The sequence below is a fragment of the Wolbachia endosymbiont (group B) of Pilophorus perplexus genome (assembly GCF_964028155.1).
In the GTDB taxonomy this organism is placed as follows: domain Bacteria; phylum Pseudomonadota; class Alphaproteobacteria; order Rickettsiales; family Anaplasmataceae; genus Wolbachia.
The window spans coordinates 1,178,394-1,199,683 of the sequence record NZ_OZ034754.1 but is presented as its reverse complement, the minus strand read 5'-3'; the positions used below and the strand labels follow the sequence as shown (position 1 = coordinate 1,199,683).

Annotated in this window: 16 protein-coding genes; 10 read left to right on the top strand and 6 right to left on the bottom strand. The window is 34.2% G+C overall.

What is annotated here, in order from left to right:
• The first annotated feature begins 291 nt into the window (after window positions 1–291).
• The gene (gene miaB, locus ABWU28_RS05905) at window positions 292–1,614 is read left to right on the top strand and encodes a tRNA (N6-isopentenyl adenosine(37)-C2)-methylthiotransferase MiaB (RefSeq protein ID WP_264376610.1); all 1,323 of its coding nucleotides are present in this window, start codon (window positions 292–294) and stop codon (window positions 1,612–1,614) included.
• A 64-nt stretch (window positions 1,615–1,678) separates the two neighbouring features.
• Here miaB and ABWU28_RS05900 read toward each other — a convergent pair whose 3' ends face one another.
• Window positions 1,679–1,912 (bottom strand): hypothetical protein, encoded by a 234-nt coding sequence (locus tag ABWU28_RS05900; protein WP_246485242.1) that lies wholly within the window; start codon window positions 1,910–1,912, stop codon window positions 1,679–1,681.
• A gap of 138 nt (window positions 1,913–2,050) precedes the next feature.
• Here ABWU28_RS05900 and ileS point away from each other — a divergent pair, with 138 nt between their 5' ends.
• Window positions 2,051–5,221 (top strand): isoleucine--tRNA ligase, encoded by a 3,171-nt coding sequence (gene ileS / locus ABWU28_RS05895; RefSeq protein ID WP_353275139.1) that lies wholly within the window; start codon window positions 2,051–2,053, stop codon window positions 5,219–5,221.
• 44 nt (window positions 5,222–5,265) lie between these two features.
• Window positions 5,266–8,082, top strand: a complete 2,817-nt coding sequence (locus ABWU28_RS05890) for a hypothetical protein (RefSeq protein WP_353275138.1) — start codon at window positions 5,266–5,268, stop codon at window positions 8,080–8,082.
• Here the strand turns inward: ABWU28_RS05890 and pheT are convergent.
• Both pheT and ABWU28_RS05880 read right to left on the bottom strand, forming a co-directional pair.
• Window positions 8,079–10,418, bottom strand: coding sequence for a phenylalanine--tRNA ligase subunit beta (pheT, locus tag ABWU28_RS05885; protein ID WP_264376607.1), 2,340 nt, complete (start codon window positions 10,416–10,418; stop codon window positions 8,079–8,081). The genes ABWU28_RS05890 and pheT overlap by 4 nt on opposite strands.
• A 112-nt stretch (window positions 10,419–10,530) precedes the next feature.
• Window positions 10,531–10,800 carry a hypothetical protein gene (locus ABWU28_RS05880; protein ID WP_010402566.1) on the bottom strand — a complete coding sequence of 90 codons (270 nt, stop codon included), beginning with the start codon at window positions 10,798–10,800 and terminating at the stop codon, window positions 10,531–10,533.
• Between the two features lie 208 nt (window positions 10,801–11,008).
• Between ABWU28_RS05880 and ABWU28_RS05875 the strand changes: the two genes are divergently transcribed.
• Genes ABWU28_RS05875 through ABWU28_RS05850 form a run of 6 tightly spaced genes read left to right on the top strand, consistent with a single transcriptional unit; the run spans window position 11,009 to window position 15,560 of the window.
• A complete protein-coding gene (locus ABWU28_RS05875; RefSeq protein WP_007302047.1) occupies window positions 11,009–11,734 on the top strand; it encodes a F0F1 ATP synthase subunit A in 726 nt (241 codons plus the stop codon).
• Window positions 11,735–11,793: 59 nt separating this feature from the next.
• Complete coding sequence (locus ABWU28_RS05870) at window positions 11,794–12,021, top strand: F0F1 ATP synthase subunit C (protein ID WP_006014985.1); 228 nt, start codon at window positions 11,794–11,796, stop codon at window positions 12,019–12,021.
• A gap of 3 nt (window positions 12,022–12,024) precedes the next feature.
• Window positions 12,025–12,504: an ATP synthase F0 subunit B gene (locus ABWU28_RS05865; RefSeq protein ID WP_007302046.1), complete on the top strand. Its 480-nt coding sequence runs from the start codon at window positions 12,025–12,027 to the stop codon at window positions 12,502–12,504.
• A gap of 7 nt (window positions 12,505–12,511) precedes the next feature.
• The gene (locus tag ABWU28_RS05860; protein WP_353275137.1) at window positions 12,512–12,988 is read left to right on the top strand and encodes a hypothetical protein; all 477 of its coding nucleotides are present in this window, start codon (window positions 12,512–12,514) and stop codon (window positions 12,986–12,988) included.
• Between the two features lie 5 nt (window positions 12,989–12,993).
• Window positions 12,994–14,583, top strand: a complete 1,590-nt coding sequence (locus ABWU28_RS05855) for a glycosyltransferase family 2 protein (RefSeq protein WP_353275136.1) — start codon at window positions 12,994–12,996, stop codon at window positions 14,581–14,583.
• The gene (locus ABWU28_RS05850; protein ID WP_012481867.1) at window positions 14,565–15,560 is read left to right on the top strand and encodes a COX15/CtaA family protein; all 996 of its coding nucleotides are present in this window, start codon (window positions 14,565–14,567) and stop codon (window positions 15,558–15,560) included. The genes ABWU28_RS05855 and ABWU28_RS05850 overlap by 19 nt, the downstream gene beginning before the upstream one ends.
• Here the strand turns inward: ABWU28_RS05850 and ABWU28_RS05845 are convergent.
• Window positions 15,543–17,513, bottom strand: a complete 1,971-nt coding sequence (locus tag ABWU28_RS05845) for an acetyl-CoA carboxylase biotin carboxylase subunit (protein WP_012481866.1) — start codon at window positions 17,511–17,513, stop codon at window positions 15,543–15,545. The genes ABWU28_RS05850 and ABWU28_RS05845 overlap by 18 nt on opposite strands.
• 61 nt (window positions 17,514–17,574) lie before the next feature.
• A complete protein-coding gene (locus tag ABWU28_RS05840) occupies window positions 17,575–18,225 on the bottom strand; it encodes an ankyrin repeat domain-containing protein (protein ID WP_214303233.1) in 651 nt (216 codons plus the stop codon).
• Between the two features lie 151 nt (window positions 18,226–18,376).
• Between ABWU28_RS05840 and gltX the strand changes: the two genes are divergently transcribed.
• The gene (gene gltX, locus ABWU28_RS05835; RefSeq protein WP_149168645.1) at window positions 18,377–19,729 is read left to right on the top strand and encodes a glutamate--tRNA ligase; all 1,353 of its coding nucleotides are present in this window, start codon (window positions 18,377–18,379) and stop codon (window positions 19,727–19,729) included.
• Window positions 19,730–20,600: 871 nt separating this feature from the next.
• Here the strand turns inward: gltX and ABWU28_RS05830 are convergent.
• On the bottom strand, window positions 20,601–21,056 hold the full coding sequence (locus ABWU28_RS05830) for an Hsp20/alpha crystallin family protein (RefSeq protein WP_007302039.1): 456 nt from the start codon (window positions 21,054–21,056) through the stop codon (window positions 20,601–20,603).
• Window positions 21,057–21,290: the final 234 nt, after the last annotated feature.

The window sequence follows — 21,290 nt, the reverse complement described above, 5'->3', positions numbered from 1 at the left end:
ATAAAGGTTAAGTATCTGGAATTCTGGACATAAAATCCTCCTGAAAAATTAGAAAGAAAATGCAGCGCATATACAACAGAATTTGAACACGTGCTGAAGAAGATACACTACGTTTTTTTTGAAAAATTGACTGAAAAGTCTGCAGACTGAGATAGATTTTTGAGCTCTTAAAATACCCCTACTGTCAGAGTAAGGAAAGCGAGAAGGTTTGTCAAGCAATCTTTATTGGCTGTTGTACTAGAATTCAGTTTTTCGTATAATTTGCTAGAATTTGTGTGAAGAATTTTAAATATGAAAGGCCTATATATTAAAACTTACGGCTGTCAGATGAACGTTTATGACTCCATTTTAATGGAGAATATAGTTAAGCCTTTAGGGTTCAACGTTGTTAGTGATGCAGAACAAGCTGATTTGGTGATATTAAATACTTGTCATATTAGAGAAAAGGCAGCAGAAAAGCTTTACTCAGAGCTTGGAAGAATCCATTCATCACAAAAAAATAAGGAAATGACCATAGTGGTGGCTGGATGTGTAGCGCAAGCAGAGGGAGAAGAAGTGTTCAGAAGGGCTCCTTTTGTTGATATTGTTGTTGGTCCGCAGAGTATCGCTGTTTTACCGGAGCTGATAGTCAAAGCAAGCAGAAGTAAAGGTCATGTAATAAATACTGATTTTCCAGAAGTTGCGAAGTTTGATAAATTGCCAGATGAATGCTATGGCAATAGCCAGGGGTCTTCTGCGTTTCTTGCCATACAAGAAGGTTGTGATAAATTTTGTACGTTTTGTGTGGTACCATATACACGCGGGGCTGAGTATTCACGACCAGTAAATGAAATATTCCGTGAAACATTGAAGTTAGTTGCAAATGGGGCAAGGGAAATCAATTTGCTCGGTCAAAATGTTAATGCTTATCATGGAGAGTGCGAAGGAGAGGTGTGGGATTTAGGAAAATTAATTAGTCACATTGCTAAAATTGAAAAGCTAGAAAGAATCCGCTACACAACTTCTCATCCAAGAGATATGCACGAATCTCTCTACTTGGTACATGCGGAGGAATCAAAACTCATGCCGTTTGTTCACCTACCTGTGCAGTCAGGTTCGAATAAAATATTGCATGCAATGAATAGAAAACACACGGCAGAGGAATATTTGGGAATAATAGACAGATTGCGCAAATTGAAACCTGAAATCGAATTTTCTTCTGATTTTATTGTTGGTTTTCCTGGAGAAACTGAAAAAGATTTTGAGGAAACTATGAAGTTAGTAGAAAAAGTAAAGTACGCTCAGGCTTATAGTTTTAAATATAGCCCAAGGCCAGGAACGCCAGGGGCGGAAAGAAAAGATCAAGTACCAGAAGAGGTTAAAACAGAGCGTCTTCTTCGTTTACAGGAATTAATTAGCAAGCAACAACTTGAATTTAATCAGAGTATGATAGGAAAAACTATTCCTGTTCTATTCAGTGATAAAAAAGGTAAACACCAAAATCAAATTATTGGTAAAAGCCCATACATCCAATCAGTATGCGTTGATGATCCTGACGACAAATACAAAAATAAAATAGTAAATGTAAGGATATTGGAAGCTAGGCAAAATAGTTTGTTGGGATGCGCTGCCTAATTAGAGAAAAGTGTTCCCATGGTCTCATGTAGAAGCACTTTGTGTGTTTTTATAAGTTTATAAGCTATCTAGATTTAATCCTTAAGGGACTACAACTCTCTGTTACGCAATCATATGAGACTTGATATAATAGATTTGCGGGATTTTTTTTCTTTTCCCACTTATAGTGTACCTTTTTAATCTTTCCAGAATTATTATATTCATAGGAAACTGATTCCCAAACAAAGCTGCTTTTACTATTATTTTTGTTAGCATCATGAAATTTCTGATAAGGCCAACTTCTATTGTCTTTATTCATCTTTAACTTAAGTAAATAAGTCTGATTTATTAATATGCTGTATAATAATGTCAATACCTATCTATGTTTATAGAAACAGAGTTTTTGAATTTGTAATTTTCCAGAAAGCTCTATATTCTTTGATTTTATCCAGTTAAAATGAATATGAAGTATTATCCTGATACAAGCAGCAGTCCTGATTTTTCATTGCTAGAAAAGGAAATCATAAAATTTTGGCAGGAAAATAAAATTTTTGAGCAGTCAGTCGAGAAACGTTCCAAGGATCATTGTTTTGTATTTTATGATGGGCCTCCGTTTGCAAATGGACTTCCGCATTACGGACACTTGCTTACTGGTTTTATAAAAGATGCATTTGCAAGATATCAAACTATGCTGCAAAAAAGGGTTGAACGCAGATTTGGTTGGGATTGCCATGGGCTACCGGCTGAGATGGGCGCGGAAAAGGAACTTAGAATATCTGGTAGAACTGAGATAGAGAAATTTGGCATTGAAAAATTCAATAATCATTGCCGTACTTCTGTGATGAAATTTTCATCAGAATGGGAGAGGTATGTAAATAGACAAGCAAGATGGGTAGATTTTCACAATGACTATAAGACTATGGATAAGTCATTCATGGAGTCGGTCATGTGGGCATTTAAGCAGCTTTATGATAAAGGTCTGGTGTATGAATCAATACGCGTTGTTCCCTATAGCTGGGCGTGCGAAACTCCACTCTCTAATTTTGAAACAAGGCTTGATAATGCATATAGAGAAAAAATTAGCAAAGCTGTAACTGTTGCTTTTGAACTTTTAGAAAATCCAAAGCAATTTAAACAAAAATGTAGATTACTTGCTTGGACTACAACGCCTTGGACGTTGCCGAGCAATCTTGCACTGGCAGTAGGGGAGGATATTGAGTATTGTATGGTGTTAGTAAATGGTGAAGTCTGCATCTTTGCTGAAAGTTATTTAGAGAAATTTGTCAGCCACTGTGAACAAAGCAATATTCAATATGAAAACTGTAATACAAAACTTAAAGCGAGTGATCTTGCAGGTCTTTCCTATAAACCACTGTTTGATTACTTTAAAGATACAAAGAATGCGTTCCGTGTTTTCATTGCTGATTATGTTACAGGAGAAGATGGTACTGGTGTTGTGCACACTGCTCCTGGATTTGGTGAAGAAGATTTTTACCTTTGCCAAAGCCATGATATTCGAGCTGTTTGTCCAGTTGATAACGCTGGAAAATTTACTACTGAAGTTTCAGATTTGGCAGGAGTTCATGTTTTTGATGCCAATGATACAGTAATCAAGAAATTAAAAAGGCAGGGGAGCTGGTTTAAAACTGAGCAATATATTCACAATTATCCACACTGCTGGAGAACTGACACTCCTTTAATCTACCGCACTATGCCTTCTTGGTATGTTGCTGTGACAAAGTTTAAGGGAAGAATGACAGAGCTAAATAAGAGAGTTAATTGGATGCCAAATCATATAAGAGATGGTCAATTTGGAAAATGGCTTGAAGGAGCGCACGACTGGTCTATTTCACGCAATCGATTCTGGGGTACTCCAATTCCTGTGTGGAAATCAGACGATGCAAAATATCCAAGAGTGGATGTGTATGGCTCAATAGCAGAACTAGAGCGAGACTTTAATGTTAAGATAGATGACTTGCACAGACCGTTTATCGATACTTTGACGAGACCAAATCCTGATGATCCAACAGGAAAATCAGTTATGCGTCGTGTGCCTGATGTGTTTGATTGTTGGTTTGAGTCTGGCTCGATGCCGTTCGCGCAAGTTCACTATCCGTTTGAAAATAAAGAATGGTTCGAGAAAAATTTCCCTGCGGATTTTATCACTGAATATATAGCACAAACAAGAGGATGGTTCTATACGCTTTTTGTGCTTTCCACTGCTTTATTTGACAGTGAGCCATTTAAGAACTGCATATGCCACGGTGTGGTTCTTGATGTGAAAGGGCAGAAATTATCCAAACGTCTGAATAATTATGCGGACCCAATGGAAGTGTTTGACAAATATGGTTCTGATGCGCTGCGTTTTCTTATGCTGTCTGGTTCCATTGTCTGCGGTGGTAATTTACTACTCGACAAAGAAGGAAATTTAGTGCGTGATGTTCTGAAAAACGTAATAAAACCTATTTGGAACAGTTATCACTTTTTTACTATGTATGCAAATGCAGATGGAATTAAAGCTGAGATTTGTAGGCATTATCAGAATACTATTGATTGCTACATGATTTCAAAATGTTTTGAAGCTGTGGAAGGTATGCGAGCTTCTATGAACAACTATAACTCTCAGGAAGCTTGCAAAATCTTGACAGATTTTTTTGAAGTGCTAAATAATTGGTATATTCGTCGCAGTCGCGAGCGTTTTTGGAAAAGTGACTTAGATCAAGATAAAACCGACGCTTATAATGTTCTGTACACAGTTTTTTATTACATGCTTCGAGCTGCAGCTCCTTTGTTGCCACTCATAACAGAGACTATATGGCAAGGGCTTCAGTACAAAGAAACATCTGTTCATTTGGCTGATTTTCCACAATCAGATAGATATGACAGTGAACTCATTGCCAAGATGGATTTGGTAAGAGAGATATGTAACTCTGCATTATCCATCAGAAATACGTTTAACATGCGCATCAGGCAGCCACTTGGCAGTATGACCATTTATCATAGGTCTTCCTGCGATTTCCTTGAAAATGAATATCAAGAGATAATAAGAGATGAGGTGAATGTAAAAGAACTAGAAATAGTAAGTGAGTTGAAAGAAGTTGCGTCACTAGAGCTAAAACTAAATTTTCCGCTACTTGGTAAGAAGATTCCAGATAAAATCAAGAAACTAGTTCAATATGTCAAAGAAGAAAAGTGGAAGCAAATTGAGAATGAGCAAATATTTCTGGGGGATGAAACAGAGAACTATACTATAGAAAAAGGTGAATATGAACTATTGTTAAAAGCAAACAGTGAATATTCTTCTGTATTTGATGACAATAAAGGGGTTGTTATTCTGAGCACTGAGCTCAATGACGAACTAATTCTAGAAGGACTCGCAAGAGATGTTGTGAGGCTTATTCAAGAAACTAGAAAGCAGGCTGATTTCCATATATCAGATAGAATCAGAGTAATAATCAAAGCAGAAGATGAGAAAGTTAAAGAGGCAATAAACAGGTGGGATGAGTATATAAAAGAGCAGACCCTTGCCTTATCTTTGGACACTAATAAAGAGATCGAGGCCGATTTCTATTCTAAGGAATACCAAGGTTTGACAGTTGGTATTAAGTTAATAAAGTTGCAAAGTTAGTAATGTTTATGCTATACTTAAATTACCTTAAGTAGGGTGGTGATATGAATCAAGTTGTTGCAGATGGTCATAGAGAAGTTATTGATTTAAATAACAACAGTGATGGTTCAGGTAAAGTAGAATCTATTTCCAATGTTGCTTTGGAAGAGGAAGAAGAGTTTTTTGATGCTATGGAAGATGTTTCTAATGTAGAAGAAGGGAATGATTTAGGTCTTGCTAATTCAGAAGAGGAAGAAGAGTTTTTTGATGCTGTAAGTAAGCAGGATTGGTTAATTAAACAAATAGCTGCTTTTAATGTTCCGCTCAGTATATTCCATTATAAGGATTATGACTCTGACTTTTTTACCTCTTGGTATAATATGTCAAGCGAAATATTGAAAGAGATAAACAGAGCTTGCCCAGAGAAGAAAGTATTAAATTTAGCTCTGTCAGTTTTAATGCTTCCTTATATTGCTTTTACTGCAATGGGGTTAGTCATATATAGTAGATTTAAAGCAGACAGCAAGACACAAGCTGATGTAGGTGAAGATAAGACACAAAAGAGTGAGGCAAGTGTACCAAAAAGACTGGCATATGGCGTTCTTGCTGCAATAGCAATTTTTGTTAATGTGGCTGTGCTAACAGCCTTAGTTATTCCTGCAACAGTTGCTTTGGCTACTTTTTATCTTTTAAATAGAGAGTTAGTCCATTCTTTAGTTACTGTTCTTAAAATAAGTACGGGGCAGTATTCTAATAAGCACCACAATATTGAGGTATCTTTTCATGAAACAGAAGTTCCTGAGCCAAGCATTGAATATGATATGGAAATAAAGTTTCCACCGCAATTTAAACAATTACTTAGAGATTTATGCGATAATGAAAATAATCAGTGGTTTAGTGTAACGCGGGATTCAGAGCGCAATATCGTACTGAAATTGTCAACTAACATCAATTTAAAAAATGGTCTTAAGCCCTTACATAGTGAAATCAAGAATGTGCTTGCAACTTCGATTCAAGAATGCGCAAGAACTATGGAAAAGCTGATGAAGCTAGAAAAGAAAGATATTACACATGATAAACTGAAGGAATTGTTGAACGAATTCAGGCTGAAAGTTGTAGATAGTATAGGCCATCAATTGACAACTCATTTGATAGAAAATGCTTATCAAGTTGCCTTCATACAAGCAATTAAGTTTCAGCAAAATAGACGGGGAGAAGATTTTTCACTGGAGGATGAGCTAAAAAATACTTTAGTGAAACAGAAATTAGAAAGTCAAGGTAAGGAATTACCAAATGAGAAAGAGATGATAATAGGAGATATAAAAAAACTGAAAAATAAAGAGGCACTTGATTTAGCTGATGAAGATGATCGATTAGAAGCATTGGGAAAAGTAGGTGGGATAACAAGAGATATAAGTGATGATGCACTTCCTGTATTTAAAGCAGAGTGGGAACGACTTAAAGAAGAAGGGAAAATAGCTAAGAGTACAATCATTGATGTTTATAAGGATATATATCCTCAAGAAACGAAGAAAGCTCTAGATAACACTAAAAGAGAGATTGAGTGTTTAAAAAAAGAAGGACAGGAAAGATATATTAGGATACATGCAAAATTGAAAGGAATATACGAGATTATAAAAAAGAATAGCTTAGCGGAGGATAATTTAAAAAGAAGATTAGAAGGTCTTTTTAAGTTCGAGTATGATAATCAAGAGGTTAAGCAAAGGCTAGTAAAATCAGTAATGAGAAAAGCCAAAGATAAGTTAAGCCGATTAGGTATATTAAGCCTGATAGAGGAGCAGTTTGTAAATTTAGAAAACAAGATAAAAGCTTCTTTAAGTGAAGAAGCTTTAGATGAAGTGAATGATTTTATAGCAAAGATGTATTTAGAAATAACGAAACGTAAAACGCAAGATTTGTTTAAAAGTCAAGCAAAGGGTATAGAGAATTCATGTAAGCTGTTAGAGGAAAAGGAGCCGGATTTAGTACAGAGGATTAATGTGCACCGAGTGAAAATTGCAGAATGCTTAGATCAACCTATATCGTTAAGAGAAGTAATAGAAGAAAGTGAGGATTTAAATAAGTACTTAGAAGATGAGCGAAAGAGAAAAGGAGAAAAGCATCCAAGTACAAAATTAATAGAGAAGCACTTGCAAAATAACCAAGAAATTCTAAAAGCATTAAAACAGTTAGAATTAGAAAAAGAAGGATTGTTGATAAATAAAAAAACAAAAAATGATTATAGAGAAGAACTAGAATCTCGTGAAAAAATAAAATTTGCAATAATAGAAGATGATTTACTGAAGGCGTTCGAGCATGAAACTTTTAACGAAGAAGCAATTAAGAAGTTACTAGAGAGAGCAGAACTTGAGTACTATTTGGCAGAAAAGTGCATAAAAAGTCCTGTGATTAAGACAAAAGACAATATCAAACATTTTTGTCAAGATTTATTGTCTCCTTTAATAAATAGGTTGGTGGAAAATATAGTAAATAATGTACCAAAAAGTGATAAGAGTTCATGGCTGCAGCCTATAAAAGCTATTAGGACAGGCTTGGGATATATTCAAACAGGTCTTGCCGTTGCAATGCGTGGGGATAAGAGCACAGAAGGAAAAGCGTTGAGTGTGGCACATGATACTCATAAGGAAGTAGAAACATTTCTTCAACATTTTCAATCAAGTTATGAGGAAGTAGGAGTTTTTTTGGGTAATTTATTTTCTGATGATGGAACGACATTTAAAAATGATGTATGGCCTAAAGTAGAAGAGCATTTGCATGGAATGTGGGATAGGTTTTTCAAGGATATTGAATTCAAGATAGGAAATAAATTGGATGAAGTAAACGTGACACAGCAAAATCAGGAAACGGCGATTACGGCTTAATGATGAGCTCTCAAAGTTCCTTCAGTATTTTCACACACTAAGTTGACTATCATATTTGATTCTTTTTGGATTTCCTCTTCAGTTAAAGTGTGAGTTGGAGAGCAGAAAGTAACTGAAAATGCTATAGACATCTTATTCGATTCTATATTGTTTCCATGATATACATCAAATATCAAAACTTCTGTGATGAGCTCTGAGCTTTTTTTCACCATATTGATTATACTGCCTGCTGCTACATCTTTATTTACAATAAATGCAAAGTCGCGTTTTACACTTTGATATTTATAATCGATAAATTTTTTTCTACTTATAGGTAAATTTTCGATATTTTCTAATATCAACTCAAAGCCTACAATTTTTTGTTTGATGTTAAAAAAATCCAATATACTCGGATGCAATTCTCCAAAATAACCAACTATTTTACTTCTAAAAGATAAGGAGCCTGATTTTCCTGGGTGATAATATTCTTTTTCTGCTCTCTCTATTGCTAAATTATCACAATTGACATTAAAAAGTTCCAAAGCTGTTATGAGGTCAGCCTTTGCGTCAAAAATATCTATTTTTCTATCAGTGTTATAGTGGTTTTTCGGCGAATTATTTCCTGATCTAATTCCACTTAAAACGTACTTAGACTGAGCCTCACCATTATAAATTGGTCCAATTTCAAAAATTGCGAGATCAGATATCCCGTGAGCAATATTATCTGCAGTGACTTGCAACAAATTTGGTATGACACTTGGCCTCATTATATTGAAGTTATTATTAAATGGATTATCGATAATGAATAACTTATTCAAGTAACCAAACTTTTCAGCTGTTGATTCACTCATAAAAGACCAAGTTATCACTTCATGAAACCCTCTGCTTGTCATTAAAATGCGCAAATCATCTTGTGTCTCTTCTTCTACTGTAACGTCTTCTGCTAGTTGCTCTTCCTTTATTTTATCATAGCCGTATATTCTTACTACCTCTTCAACTAAGTCAGCAGGTATGGTTACGTCCGGTCTCCAGCTTGGTACTTGTATATTCCAATTACCTTCGGTTTTTTTATCGATACTAAACCCTAGCTTTGTTAAAATATCGAATACCTCATTAGGTGATGCAGATACACTTCCAAGTTTGTTTGCATTCTGATAATCAAAATTTATCTTGGTATAAGCCTTATTCAAATTGCCAGCAGACACTATGCTTGACACTTCTCCGCCACATAAATCCAAAATCATTTTGGCTGCAAGATTGAGTCCATCAAGGGTAAATTCAGGGTCAATTGAACGTGCAAATCTGTAACTTGAGTCTGTGGAGATGCCTAGCTGCCTTGAAGATTTAGTGATGGAGATGGGGTCAAACCAAGCAGACTCTAAAAAGATATCAGTAGTTTCAAGTGTACATTCGCTATACTTGCTGCCCATAATTCCAGCAATTCCATGAACATTTTTATCATCAGAAATAACTCTTATTTCTTTATTTAATGAATATTCTTTACCATTTAAACCAATAAATTTTTCTCCATCATTTGCTTTGCGTACTATGAGCTCACCTTCTATTTTCTTTGCATCATATGCGTGCATTGGGCGGCCAAAAGATATCATGATGTAATTAGTAATATCAACTATTACAGAAATGGAGCGCATTCCTATCGATTCCAATTTATCTTTTAACCATTTTGGGCTTTCTTTATTTTTTACATTGGTGATGTATATTCCACTAATAAAGCTCTCCCCGTCAGTAACTTTGACGTTTACTGGTGAATTTATAGAGCAGGCAAGTTGTGGAATGTTTGAAGCCTTTAACGTTCCAATTCCAGTTGCTGCTAAATCTCGAGCTATTCCATATACGCCTAAGCAATCTCCACGGTTTGGAGTGATGTTTATGTCAATTACAGGATCGCAATTGAAAAATTTATCTCCTGTTTTATAATCATCAGAAAGCTCGATTATTCCTTCACTTTCATCTTGAGTCAGCGAAAGCTCAGAGGCAGAGCAGAGCATCCCTTCACTTAGCACTCCTCGTATTTTTGTAGGCTTAATTGTAAAGTCGCTTTCTGGCAATGTGCTACCAAGAGATGCAAGTACAGTCTTCATGCCTTCTTTAACATTTTTTGCTCCGCAGACTATCTGCAGAACTTTACTTCCATCATTTACTTTACATAATTTTAATTTATCAGCATTTGGATGAGGTGCGACTTCTAATACTTCTGCAACAACAAACCCGGCCAATCTGGAATTGTCGATCACATTCTCTACTTCCAACCCTATGTGAGTTAATTTATCAATAATTTCCTCTAAACTAGCATTGGTTTCTAAGTACTCTAATAACCAAGATAATGTGAACTTCATTTATTTAACAGAAAATAAAAAAGTTATTGTAATGTAAAATATAATGATTTTAAAGCTTGTTGTAGTGAGTAGCTTCTCTAATTGTAAAAAACGAAGGAGAAGCCTACTTTTTCTACAAAGAAAGAATTTTCTTTATATCACCTTTGCAGTCCATTTCCATGCAGAGTTGAATGTTCATATTGTGATCATCTATATGGAAATTATAAATGTAAGCATCACCAGTGAAATTTCCTATAACATCATGGCTTTCATTTAGCATTTCACCTGCCATGTGGAAAAGACCAGTGTCTGAGTTAGAAGAATAATCTGTAAACTTGATGTACCCGTTACCACATTCCTGTTCTAAATTTAAAGGTGGATTAGTAAAATCTATTTCGTTCATAATTGCCTCATATTAAAACTAAATTATAGTTAAAATAAGATGTTAAGTCAAGAATTTAGAATAAGATTGGTAGCTGACTATAATTTGCATTTTAATTGTATATTTTGTTAATATGTTAATAATACAGAGCTCCTTATATTAATTCTTGACTTTATTCTATAAAATTTATACTTTATTTACTGCTGCAGTTTAAGTATACAGGGTCAAAATGGCGTTAAATCCGCTAGAACAATTTAAAGTATATACAATAATAGAACTACCAAAATTATTTGGGTATGACATAAACTTTACCAACTCATCTCTTTTTATGATGATCTCGGTGATATTAATGGTACTGTTTTTGCTCCTTGGAATAAGAAAAGGTGCAGTAATACCAGGATATTTGCAAGCTGCAGTTGAATATGTATATGATTTTGTTGTTTCAATAATAGAAAGTAACACTGGAAGCAAAGGTTTGGAGCACATTCCTTTGATATTTACAGTATTTATTTTCATTTTATCGTGTAATTTAGTTGGTGTTCTTCCTTATAGTTTCACAGTTACAAGTCATGTGATAGTTACCTTCGCTTTATCAATGGTGGTTTTTACTTATATAACGATTGTTGGGTTTAAAGAAAGAGGAGTAGAATTTTTACGCATATTGCTACCAAAAGGAACTCCTTCGTGGCTTGCACCTATAATCATCATTATTAAATTATTTGCTTATTTAGTAAGACCGATTAGTTTATCAATAAGGCTTGCAGCAAATATGATTGCGGGTCATACAATCATCAAAGTGATAGCAGGATTCGTCATAAATATGAACATATTTTTTACACCTGCACCTTTTTTGTTTATAATTGCACTAATAGGATTTGAAGTATTTGTTGCAGTTTTGCAAGCTTATATATTTACTATATTAACATGTGTATATTTGTCAGATGCAGTAAAGTAATTGACTTCCTTGCAGAATATTTTACAATTATATTATAAAGAAATAGTTAAAGGTAATATATGGATTTAGTGGCTTTAAAATTTATAGCAATTGGTTTGGCTGTATTTGGAATGCTCGGTGCTGGTTTAGGTATAGCTAATATCTTCTCTGCTATGTTAAATGGGATTGCGAGAAATCCTGAGTCAGAAGGTAAAATGAAAAGTTACGTTTATATTGGTGCTGCCATGGTTGAAATCATGGGGTTGCTTGCGTTTGTACTTGCAATGTTATTAATATTTGCTGCTTAACAGATGCCACAGCTTGATGTTTCAACTTTCTCTTCTCAAATTTTTTGGTTTTTAATTTTTTTCTCTTCACTTTTTTTTGTAGTCAGTTGTTTGTTTTTACCGAAGTTAGATGAAATAATAAGCACTAGAAGTAAAGAAGTGTTAGATTCATTTAATAGTTCTATTCACCTTTTAAGACTTACAGAAGAGCAAATTGCCAAGTATAATGCAGCTTTAAATCAAGCTAGAGTACGGGCAAAAAAAATCATAGATGATGCATTTGCTCAAGTAGAAGAAATGAGAGCGAATGTTAAGGATATATTGGAAGAGGAAGACAAGAAGATGATTAAACTTGTTGAAGAAAAGGTAGTACAATTTAAATCTAAGTATATTAGTGAATTAAAACAAATGGCTACTAGTATTGCTTTGATTTACTATACTAAGTTAACTAATTCTGAGATTGAAGAGGAATTTGTTGCTGACTTGGTGTCAAAAGAATTTTAGGGTTTTTATGTCTACATTACTAGTTATAAGCCTTGCTTTTTTAGTAGGTTTTATCCTCTCATATAAATTGTTAAGGAAGGTAATAAAAAACGCGCTTAACAATAAACGTAACAAAAGCAAGTTTTCAAGTGAAGAAACTGAAAAATTCAGAAAAGATATGTTGGAGTATTACAAAAAATCTTCTGAAAAATACAAAAGATTAGATGCAGAAGTTAACAAAATGATGAATGAAGCACTTGATAAGGCTAATAGTATTATTAAGCATAATAGACAGCAACTCGATCAAACGTTAGATGAAAATTCCCATTCTAATTTGAAGAAAGTTACTGACCAAGTTGAAAAAGCTCTTGGGGATTTACAAGCTAACACAGCGAGTATAGCTGCTGATGCTGTAAAAAAAATAATGCATGAACGTAAAGATGATAAGTGTAGTAGTGAGGTTATATCTTCGTTTTCACGTGACTTGAGCAAAAAGTTGCATTAAGTTTAATGCCTGTACTTCAAACTGATAATGTAGAAAAAATTAAATTTGATTCTAGTTTATGCAAAGAACAAGAGAAACTTTTCTACTATAGGTTTAATATAATTCCTTGGCAAAAATTAAATGATACTACTTTTTTTATGGTTGAAGACATAAGCCAAGATATCAACCTTTGGGTCGAATCTCATTACGGTATTGAATATGTATTGATAAAAGTAGATAGCAAACAGATTTTAAATCTTCTTAACTCACACTTTGGTATTTCAGAATTCGCAAGTAACTACTTATATTATAAGAATCCTAATTTTTCAGCTAAAAGCATTAGGCTCAGTTCAATCTTTTTTTCCTCTTTCTTTGTTATGAATTCGACTTTAACACTGACAAAAAAATATGCATATTTTGCTTTGGTGTTGATATTTATAATCGGATGTTCTAGTTCTTTATTCAAATTTGTAACTAAAATTTTTGGCTTGCGTAAAATTTCTAACCAAAAAGCAGATTATGATAAGATGAATGAACCTATATATACTATTTTATTGCCTGCTTTTAAAGAGAATGCGGTTATAAAGCAATTGATTAAGAGCATTGAAAGTTTGGATTATCCAAAATCAAAATTAGATGTAAAGCTTGTGATAGAGAGCGATGATCAAGAAATGTTGGCAGCTATAGAAAAATGCACTTTACCACAGTATTTTGAAGTAATAAAAGTGCCTCATTCTCTGCCTAGAACAAAAGCTAAGTCATGCAATTATGCTATGAGCTTTGCTAGAGGAAAGTATGTGGTAATATATGATGCAGATGACAAGCCAGATCCGTTGCAGTTAAAAAAAGCACTAATTGAATTTAATAAGGGCGACGAAAAGTTGGCTTGTGTACAGGCGAAATTAAATTACTATAACTTTGGTTGCAATTTTCTTACAAAATTCTTTTCTCTTGAGTATATGAACTGGTTTCAATATTTTTTGCCTGGATTTCAAAAAATGAACATGCCAATACCTTTGGGTGGTAGCAGTAACCATTTTTCAGTGGAAATTTTAAAGAAAGTGCTTTTTTGGGATGCTTACAATGTCACTGAAGACGCTGACCTTGGTTTGAGACTTGCGCAAATGGGATATAAAACCAGGATTATTGATTCAGAAACATTGGAAGAATCACCAACTACTGTGTTTGCTTGGATCAAACAAAGAGCACGCTGGATTAAAGGTTATATGCAAACTTATATCGTTCATTTAAAAAATATAAAATTACTTTTTAAGCACACTGGGCTTAAGGGAGTTTTGCTATTAAACCTTTTTGTTGGTTCCTCAGCTTTTATATTTTTCACGACTCCTTTTTTGTTACTTTCATTGGTGCTGACTCAAATTTTGAATGAATTATTCTTATATTATTTTATAATAGTATACGGTATTAACTTGATTTTTTTGATAATAGCTATCAGACAACAAAAAATGCCTTTTTATTTTTATATAGTATCAATATTTTTTCCCGTCTATAGTCTACTACATAGCGTTGCAGCTTTTCTCGCTTTGTGGGAATTTGTTATTCACCCTCAGCAATGGAATAAAACTCAGCATGGATTATGGAAGCAAAACCTGTAGCTATTTGGCTTTTTCTCTGCTCTCTCATGGTGATTTGCATGGTGGGAATTGGTGGATTTACCAGACTTTCAAAAGCAGGATTGTCAATCACGGAATGGAAACCAATTACCGGAACATTGCCACCGCTGAGTGAACAAGACTGGCTAAAAGAAAAATCAAAATATGAAGCTACACCTGAATATAAAGCATTTAATTATGGTATGAGTATGGAAGAGTTTCGCACCATATACTTAATAGAATATGTGCACAGGTTAATTGCAAGGCTGACAGGTTTAGTTTTTATCTTACCATTTATATACTTTACACTAAAAAAAAGAATACCTAAAAATGCAGTAATAAGGTTATCTACAGCACTATTATTTGGAATTTTACAAGCTTTTGCCGGTTGGTATATGGTTAAAAGCGGTTTGGTATCTAATCCTCATGTTAGTCACTATAAGCTCGCACTTCACTTACTGCTTGCGTTGGTTATCTTTGCATTATTGTCATATCAATTTTTTGATTACCAAATCAAACCAAAACAGATAATTAAAATTAATAGCAACATTACATGTTACATATGGATAATTTTAATCCTAGTGACAGTACAAATAATCTTCGGTGCATTTGTTGCAGGGCTAAATGCTGGTTTAATTTATAATACCTTTCCACTAATGGATGGACAAATTGTTCCGGAAGATTTATTTTACTTACAGCCTGCTTGGCTAAATATCTTTGAAAATAGAGTAACAGTGCAATTCATACACCGGGCATTGGCATTGCTGATATTAGTTCTGACAGCAATACTCACAATAAAAAATGCCAGTATAAAACCATTATATGTTATGCTATTCTCCGTCATCATTCAGGTAATTCTAGGAATAGTCACTTTGTTGCTGCATATACCAATGGCTATTGCTATAGCCCATCAAATGTTTTCATTTATCTTATTTGGATCAGGTTTATACTGCTTGCGTTATTTAAGAAATCAGATCTAATACCAAATCACCAGCATGTATATTTTTTCCTTCTTTAACAGGGATATTTTTTATCACCATTTCTGATTCAGCACATATTATATTTTCCATTTTCATTGCCTCCACAACAAAGAGAGGTTGTCCTACCTCTACCTGATCTCCAGCATTGACGTGTAATTTAACCAATAAACCGGATATTGGAGATTTTACAGCGTCTACTGAAATCCCTTCTGTTTTGTTGTTTAGCATTAATTTGCTTAGTTCAGCTACATGAGGTTTCAATACACAACATTTAGCTTTCATACCTGCGTGTCTTATAAAGTATTTGCTACCTTGTCTTTCTATTTTAAGTGCTATATTGGTATCATCATTAATTGTGATATATAGTAATCTGTAACTTGATTTCCACTTACCCACCACGGAGTATTTATTGTGGTTATATACTGTTGTTAATGTGTTATCTTGATACTTTGCATTTACGGAGTACTCATTGTCATCTATTTTCACTATGAATGCTTCGTCTGTTGACTTACTGTAATACTTTCCCTCATTTTCTAAGTGAACATACAGTGCAGCAAAAATAAATATTTTAATATATTCCTCTGTGATAAAATCGCCTTGAAACCCACTAGGATAATGGTCTGGAATGAATCTTGTGTGGAGTTTTGCTGCAATAAAGTTTGGATGATGGAAAATGGATTCTAGAAATTCTATATTATTTGTTACTCCTTCTATATAACATTCAGACAATGCTTTTTGCATTCTGCTGATTGCTTCTATTCTATCTTTTCCATAGGTTATAATTTTTGCAATCATTGAGTCGTAGAACATGCTGATTTCTGAACCGCTAGCTACTCCATCATCTATTCTTACATCATCTGGTTTGTCGTAATATTTGATTCTTCCGCTGGAAGGAAAAAATCTCTTTGATGGATCTTCAGCGCAAATTCTGCTTTCTATTGCAGAGCCAATAAGTTTAATATCATTCTGACCAAATCTTAATTTTTCTCCGCAAGAAATTCTGATCATCTCTTCCACTATATCTATTCCAGTGACAAATTCTGTTACTGGATGCTCAACTTGTAATCTCGTATTTACCTCAAGAAAATAGAAGTTTTGGTTCTTATCTACAACAAACTCGACAGTACCTGCTGAAAAATAATCAACTTGCTTTGCCAAAGAAACACATTGAGCATACATTTTTTGTCTTACTTCTTCACTAATAAATGGGCTTGGTGTTTCTTCTATTATTTTCTGGTTATTCCTCTGTACCGAGCACTCTCTCTCCCCAAGACACACTATATTGCCGTATTTATCTGCTATGATTTGTATTTCAATGTGTCTTGGCAGCTCTATATATTTCTCTATAAAAATACTGCCATCTTTAAAACTTTTCTCTGCTTCATTTGTTGCTGATGTAAATGCTAGTTCAATTTCTTTTTTGGAATATACAATTCGCATTCCTTTGCCACCACCACCTGATGCAGCTTTGAGCATAACGGGAAAACCAATCTCTTCAGCAACGATGGCTGCGTGGGCAGCATCTTCGATCTTACCCATATATCCTGGCACTACATTTACTCCAGCTTTTCTTGCCTCTTCTTTTGCCGTTATTTTATTGGCTGTAACTTCTATTGTTTCTGCACTTGGACCAATGAAATCTATGTTATGTTTTTCCAGAGCACGGGGAAAATCTGGATTTTCTGCTAAAAACCCATAGCCAGGATGAACCGCCTCGGCACCTGTTTCAACTGCTACTTCGCATATTTTTTCGATATTTAAGTAACTAAGATAAGCAGGCGAAGGGCCAATGTGCCTTGACTCATCTGCTTGCTTTACATGCACAGAATTTGCATCTGCATCTGAGTACACAGACACACAAGATATGCCCATCTTGTGCGCAGTTTTGATTATTCTGCAGGCAATCTCCCCTCTGTTCGCTACTAAAATCTTACTATACTTCTTTCTTATCATCTTATAAGTATACTTTCTTAAGTTAAGAAAGTAAATTTCTATATTACTACCTGCAAATACTTCACACTGGGGCTAAACCACTATCTAAAAGTTGCATAACATCAGGATCTGTCACTATAGTACTTTCGTTATAGAGGCCATATACTTCATTACATGCCTTAAATAACAGATATGAAGATCCTCCAGAAGCTATTGTTGCTATTGAAGCCAATGCAAGAGATTGAGAAGCCGAAAATAGAAGATACAAAGATACACACATAGCGGTAGCACACACTATAGCTCCTACTATATATAAGCATATATGAAACTTCTTATTACATATAAAGCCACATTTTATATCTGCAATTTGCTTAACTTCCTTCTGCTCTGAAGGATCCAAGAAGTAAAGAGGTGATACTGCCTTATTATCCTTAATATAGCTTTTATCGAGGAGTGCTTCCTTAATATATTTCTTATTATTCTTAAGTTCCTTTTCTAATCTTTTTACTTCTTCCCAGTCTTTTGCTTTTTCAACCTCAACCCTGGTACTTTCTTCTAAATCCTTTATGATCTTCTGTAACGCAGATAATAGAAACCCTTTACTTGCTGCTATATGAAATGGGTTTCCATTTTCATCAATTCTATGCTTAGCTACACAAGCAACTCTTTCCTTGCAAGAATCGACAAATTTATCCACATTCCCTTTTCTTGCAATTTCAAATAAATTATCCATATATACACCTCACTGCATTCACTAATATTAAATTATACAATGCAGTTTGTTAAAAATAAATGTAAATTGATCTTTCAAATTTACTATAGTTCCACGTTGTTGCAAGTACAAATTTTAGTTATCATCGGTTACGTTATCACAATAGACAAATATGCCAGGTATAGTCACTAGATTCGCTCCATCACCAACAGGATTTTTACATATTGGAGGAGCTCGCACAGCTTTGTTTAATTGGCTCTATGCGCAGCGTCATGGTGGCCAGTTTTTACTAAGGATTGAGGATACCGACAGAAAACGTTCAACACAGGAAGCAATTGATGCAATAATAGATGGGTTAAAATGGCTTGGAATAAGCTATGATGGAGAAATAGTATATCAATCAAAAAGAATAGATAGACATATTGAAGTTGCAAATCTTTTAGTTGAAAAGGGTAGGGCGTATCATTGTTACTGCCCCGAGAATGAAGTTGCGGAGAAGAAAATAAGAGCAAGGGAAGAAGGAAAAATATATAAGCATAAGTGTACTCATTCAACATCAAATGCAGAGCCTGTTGTTCGCTTCAAAGTGCCAGACTCAGAAGATATTGTTGTTGACGATAAAATATACGGCCAAGTTACAATAAGTAGCGACCAGCTTGATGACATAGTAATCTTGCGCTCTGACAATACTCCAACATATATTTTTGCTGTAGTGGTTGATGACCATGATGCTGGAATAACCGATATTATACGTGGCTCTGATCATCTCACTAATACCTTCAAGCAATTACTAATATACCAAGCTCTTGATTTTGATGTCCCACGCTTTGCACACGTACCGCTTATTCATGGAGAAGACGGGAATAAGTTATCTAAAAGGCATGGTGCAACAAGTGTTTGCGATTATGAAAAGATGGGAATATTGCCACAGGCAATGCGTAATTACTTGCTAAGACTTGGCTGGAGTCATGGCAACGATGAGATTATTAGCGATGAGCAAGCAATAGAGTGGTTTAATTTAGAAAGCATCGGTCGCTCACCTGCACGGCTCGATTTCAAAAAACTGGAGCATTTGAATAACCACTATATTAGTAATATGAGCAATGAAGATATTCTGACTCTAATGCTTAGAGAAAATACTCTAACTGACAAAAAAAAGGGCTATTTACTGCAGGGACTGACAGAGCTGAAAAAAAGAGCAAACTATTTGACCGAATTATTGGACTTAGCAAAATTTTATATTCAAGTTGATTTTAGTGAAGAAGCTCAGCAAATTGTCAAATCTAACCTCAATGTAATTAAGTTACTTGCATCATTTCTTTCGAGTGTAGGTAGTGAAGATTGGAATAAGAATTTTTTATCTTCTCAGATTAAGGAATTTTCAAAATTACATAATATAAAAATGAGCGATATATACCACTCATTACGCGCCCCAATAACTGGAATAATGGATGCGCCTGGAATCATCGATATCATGGTAATTCTTGGTAAAGATGAGTGTATAAAAAGATTGCAAGCAATTTAAATAAAAAATTACTTGACAGACTCTGGTGGCTTCATTATAGTGGAGAATGAAGATTTTTTAGGATCCAAAATCTATCTTCACCTGCAGGTTTTTTCACCAAATAATCAAATTTCAGCAAAAAATATATAAGTTTATTTTTGCTAGCTCTTTATTCATATAGGAGGGTTTATGTCTAGAATTCCTGATACTTGACTTTTATTTTTAAGTTAAAAAAACAATTGGCGCCTATGGTTTTCACATTAAATCATTTTAAATTGTTAAAGTTAATACGGGCTTTTTTTGCCTTTTTTTATTGGTATTTTTTTCATATTTTATTATATCATTATACTGTGGTACCATATAGACTTCAGTTTCATGATAAGGGGAGCAGGCTCCGTCTCAGCTATGGAATTAAAAAATGACTATGCATAAGATCTAATGGTGTGTCTAATCTATAGATAATTTTTTGTATTGCTAAGTTAATATTTTACATATCTGTTCAGCAAAGTGGTAAAATAAGGTAGACGAGAAAAGACAACTAAATGAGTGTCATGAAAGTAGCTTACACGTAGCTGTAGGAATTTCATTTTTTAAGGTAAATTACACAGCAAATATTGTCATTCAAGTAGCTGACACTGTAATTCCAGCTTCTATAATGTCATGCCAGTGCTCGACACTGGCATCGAGCAAAATTTATCACAAACAAGACAACATTTTCAATTAAAAAATCAGTGTCTGGGTGCTAAGATGACACCTTCATAAGGGAGCCAGCATCAGCTACTTTCATGACACTCATTTAGTTGTCTTTTCTCGTTTACCTTATTTTGCCACTCTGCTGAACAGATATTAAAATAGCAAGCCTCAAGGTCAGAAGCCTGCTATTACTTACTGATTACTTTACATCAATTTTCTTGATGTGTTTCTCTGATTTAGGTATGGTTACATGCAATACCCCATCTAAAAAGTTGGCAGATACCTTATCTTGCTCTACATTTGTTGGAAGTTGAATAGATCTATAGAAAGAACCATAGTACCTTTCTTTGTGGTAAAACTGCTTATCTTTTGATTCATTATCACATGTTTTTTCACCCTTCACTATTAAGTTATCGCCAGATATACTAATGTCTATGCTTTCTTTAGGAATACCTGGTAACTCTAATGATAGGCAATAGCTTTCCTTTGTTTCATAAAGGTCACAAACTGGTAGTAGGCTACTGCCTCTTTTAGAAAGCTCTGGGTTCCATCCTGTAAAAAAGCTATCAAATATGTCATCAACGGCTCTTTGTAACCCTCTTACACTAAAATTATCACGATTATTGTTTTTATTTAAATGAACTATATTACTCATGTTGTACCTCCTTTTACTAATACATGCATTACATAATCACTCCACTTATTAATTTCAATCCTAAATCTAAAATTTTTTAGATGCGAAAAATTTTCCCCGTTTACTATAACTTGATTATGAGAAAAAATCTTGTTTGGATTACCACGAGTAGTTCTATAAACTAGATTAACTGTAAAAAAGGGCAAGTGTATGCAAATTTATTACTTCTCTTTCCACTTCCACAATCAAACAATT

Excerpts from the sequence above, each read along its gene's own strand:
- ABWU28_RS05845 (WP_012481866.1), bottom strand. The coding sequence starts at position 17,513 with ATGATAAGAAAGAAGTATAGTAAGATTTTAGTAGCGAACAGAGGGGAG.
- ABWU28_RS05850 (WP_012481867.1), top strand. The coding sequence starts at position 14,565 with ATGGAAGCAAAACCTGTAGCTATTTGGCTTTTTCTCTGCTCTCTCATG.
- ABWU28_RS05860 (WP_353275137.1), top strand. The coding sequence starts at position 12,512 with ATGTCTACATTACTAGTTATAAGCCTTGCTTTTTTAGTAGGTTTTATC.
- ABWU28_RS05865 (WP_007302046.1), top strand. The coding sequence starts at position 12,025 with ATGCCACAGCTTGATGTTTCAACTTTCTCTTCTCAAATTTTTTGGTTT.
- ABWU28_RS05840 (WP_214303233.1), bottom strand. The coding sequence starts at position 18,225 with ATGGATAATTTATTTGAAATTGCAAGAAAAGGGAATGTGGATAAATTT.
- ABWU28_RS05880 (WP_010402566.1), bottom strand. The coding sequence starts at position 10,800 with ATGAACGAAATAGATTTTACTAATCCACCTTTAAATTTAGAACAGGAA.
- ABWU28_RS05855 (WP_353275136.1), top strand. The coding sequence starts at position 12,994 with ATGCCTGTACTTCAAACTGATAATGTAGAAAAAATTAAATTTGATTCT.
- ABWU28_RS05900 (WP_246485242.1), bottom strand. The coding sequence starts at position 1,912 with ATGAATAAAGACAATAGAAGTTGGCCTTATCAGAAATTTCATGATGCT.
- ABWU28_RS05830 (WP_007302039.1), bottom strand. The coding sequence starts at position 21,056 with ATGAGTAATATAGTTCATTTAAATAAAAACAATAATCGTGATAATTTT.
- miaB (WP_264376610.1), top strand. The coding sequence starts at position 292 with ATGAAAGGCCTATATATTAAAACTTACGGCTGTCAGATGAACGTTTAT.
- ABWU28_RS05890 (WP_353275138.1), top strand. The coding sequence starts at position 5,266 with ATGAATCAAGTTGTTGCAGATGGTCATAGAGAAGTTATTGATTTAAAT.
- ABWU28_RS05870 (WP_006014985.1), top strand. The coding sequence starts at position 11,794 with ATGGATTTAGTGGCTTTAAAATTTATAGCAATTGGTTTGGCTGTATTT.
- ABWU28_RS05875 (WP_007302047.1), top strand. The coding sequence starts at position 11,009 with ATGGCGTTAAATCCGCTAGAACAATTTAAAGTATATACAATAATAGAA.
- pheT (WP_264376607.1), bottom strand. The coding sequence starts at position 10,418 with ATGAAGTTCACATTATCTTGGTTATTAGAGTACTTAGAAACCAATGCT.
- ileS (WP_353275139.1), top strand. The coding sequence starts at position 2,051 with ATGAATATGAAGTATTATCCTGATACAAGCAGCAGTCCTGATTTTTCA.
- gltX (WP_149168645.1), top strand. The coding sequence starts at position 18,377 with ATGCCAGGTATAGTCACTAGATTCGCTCCATCACCAACAGGATTTTTA.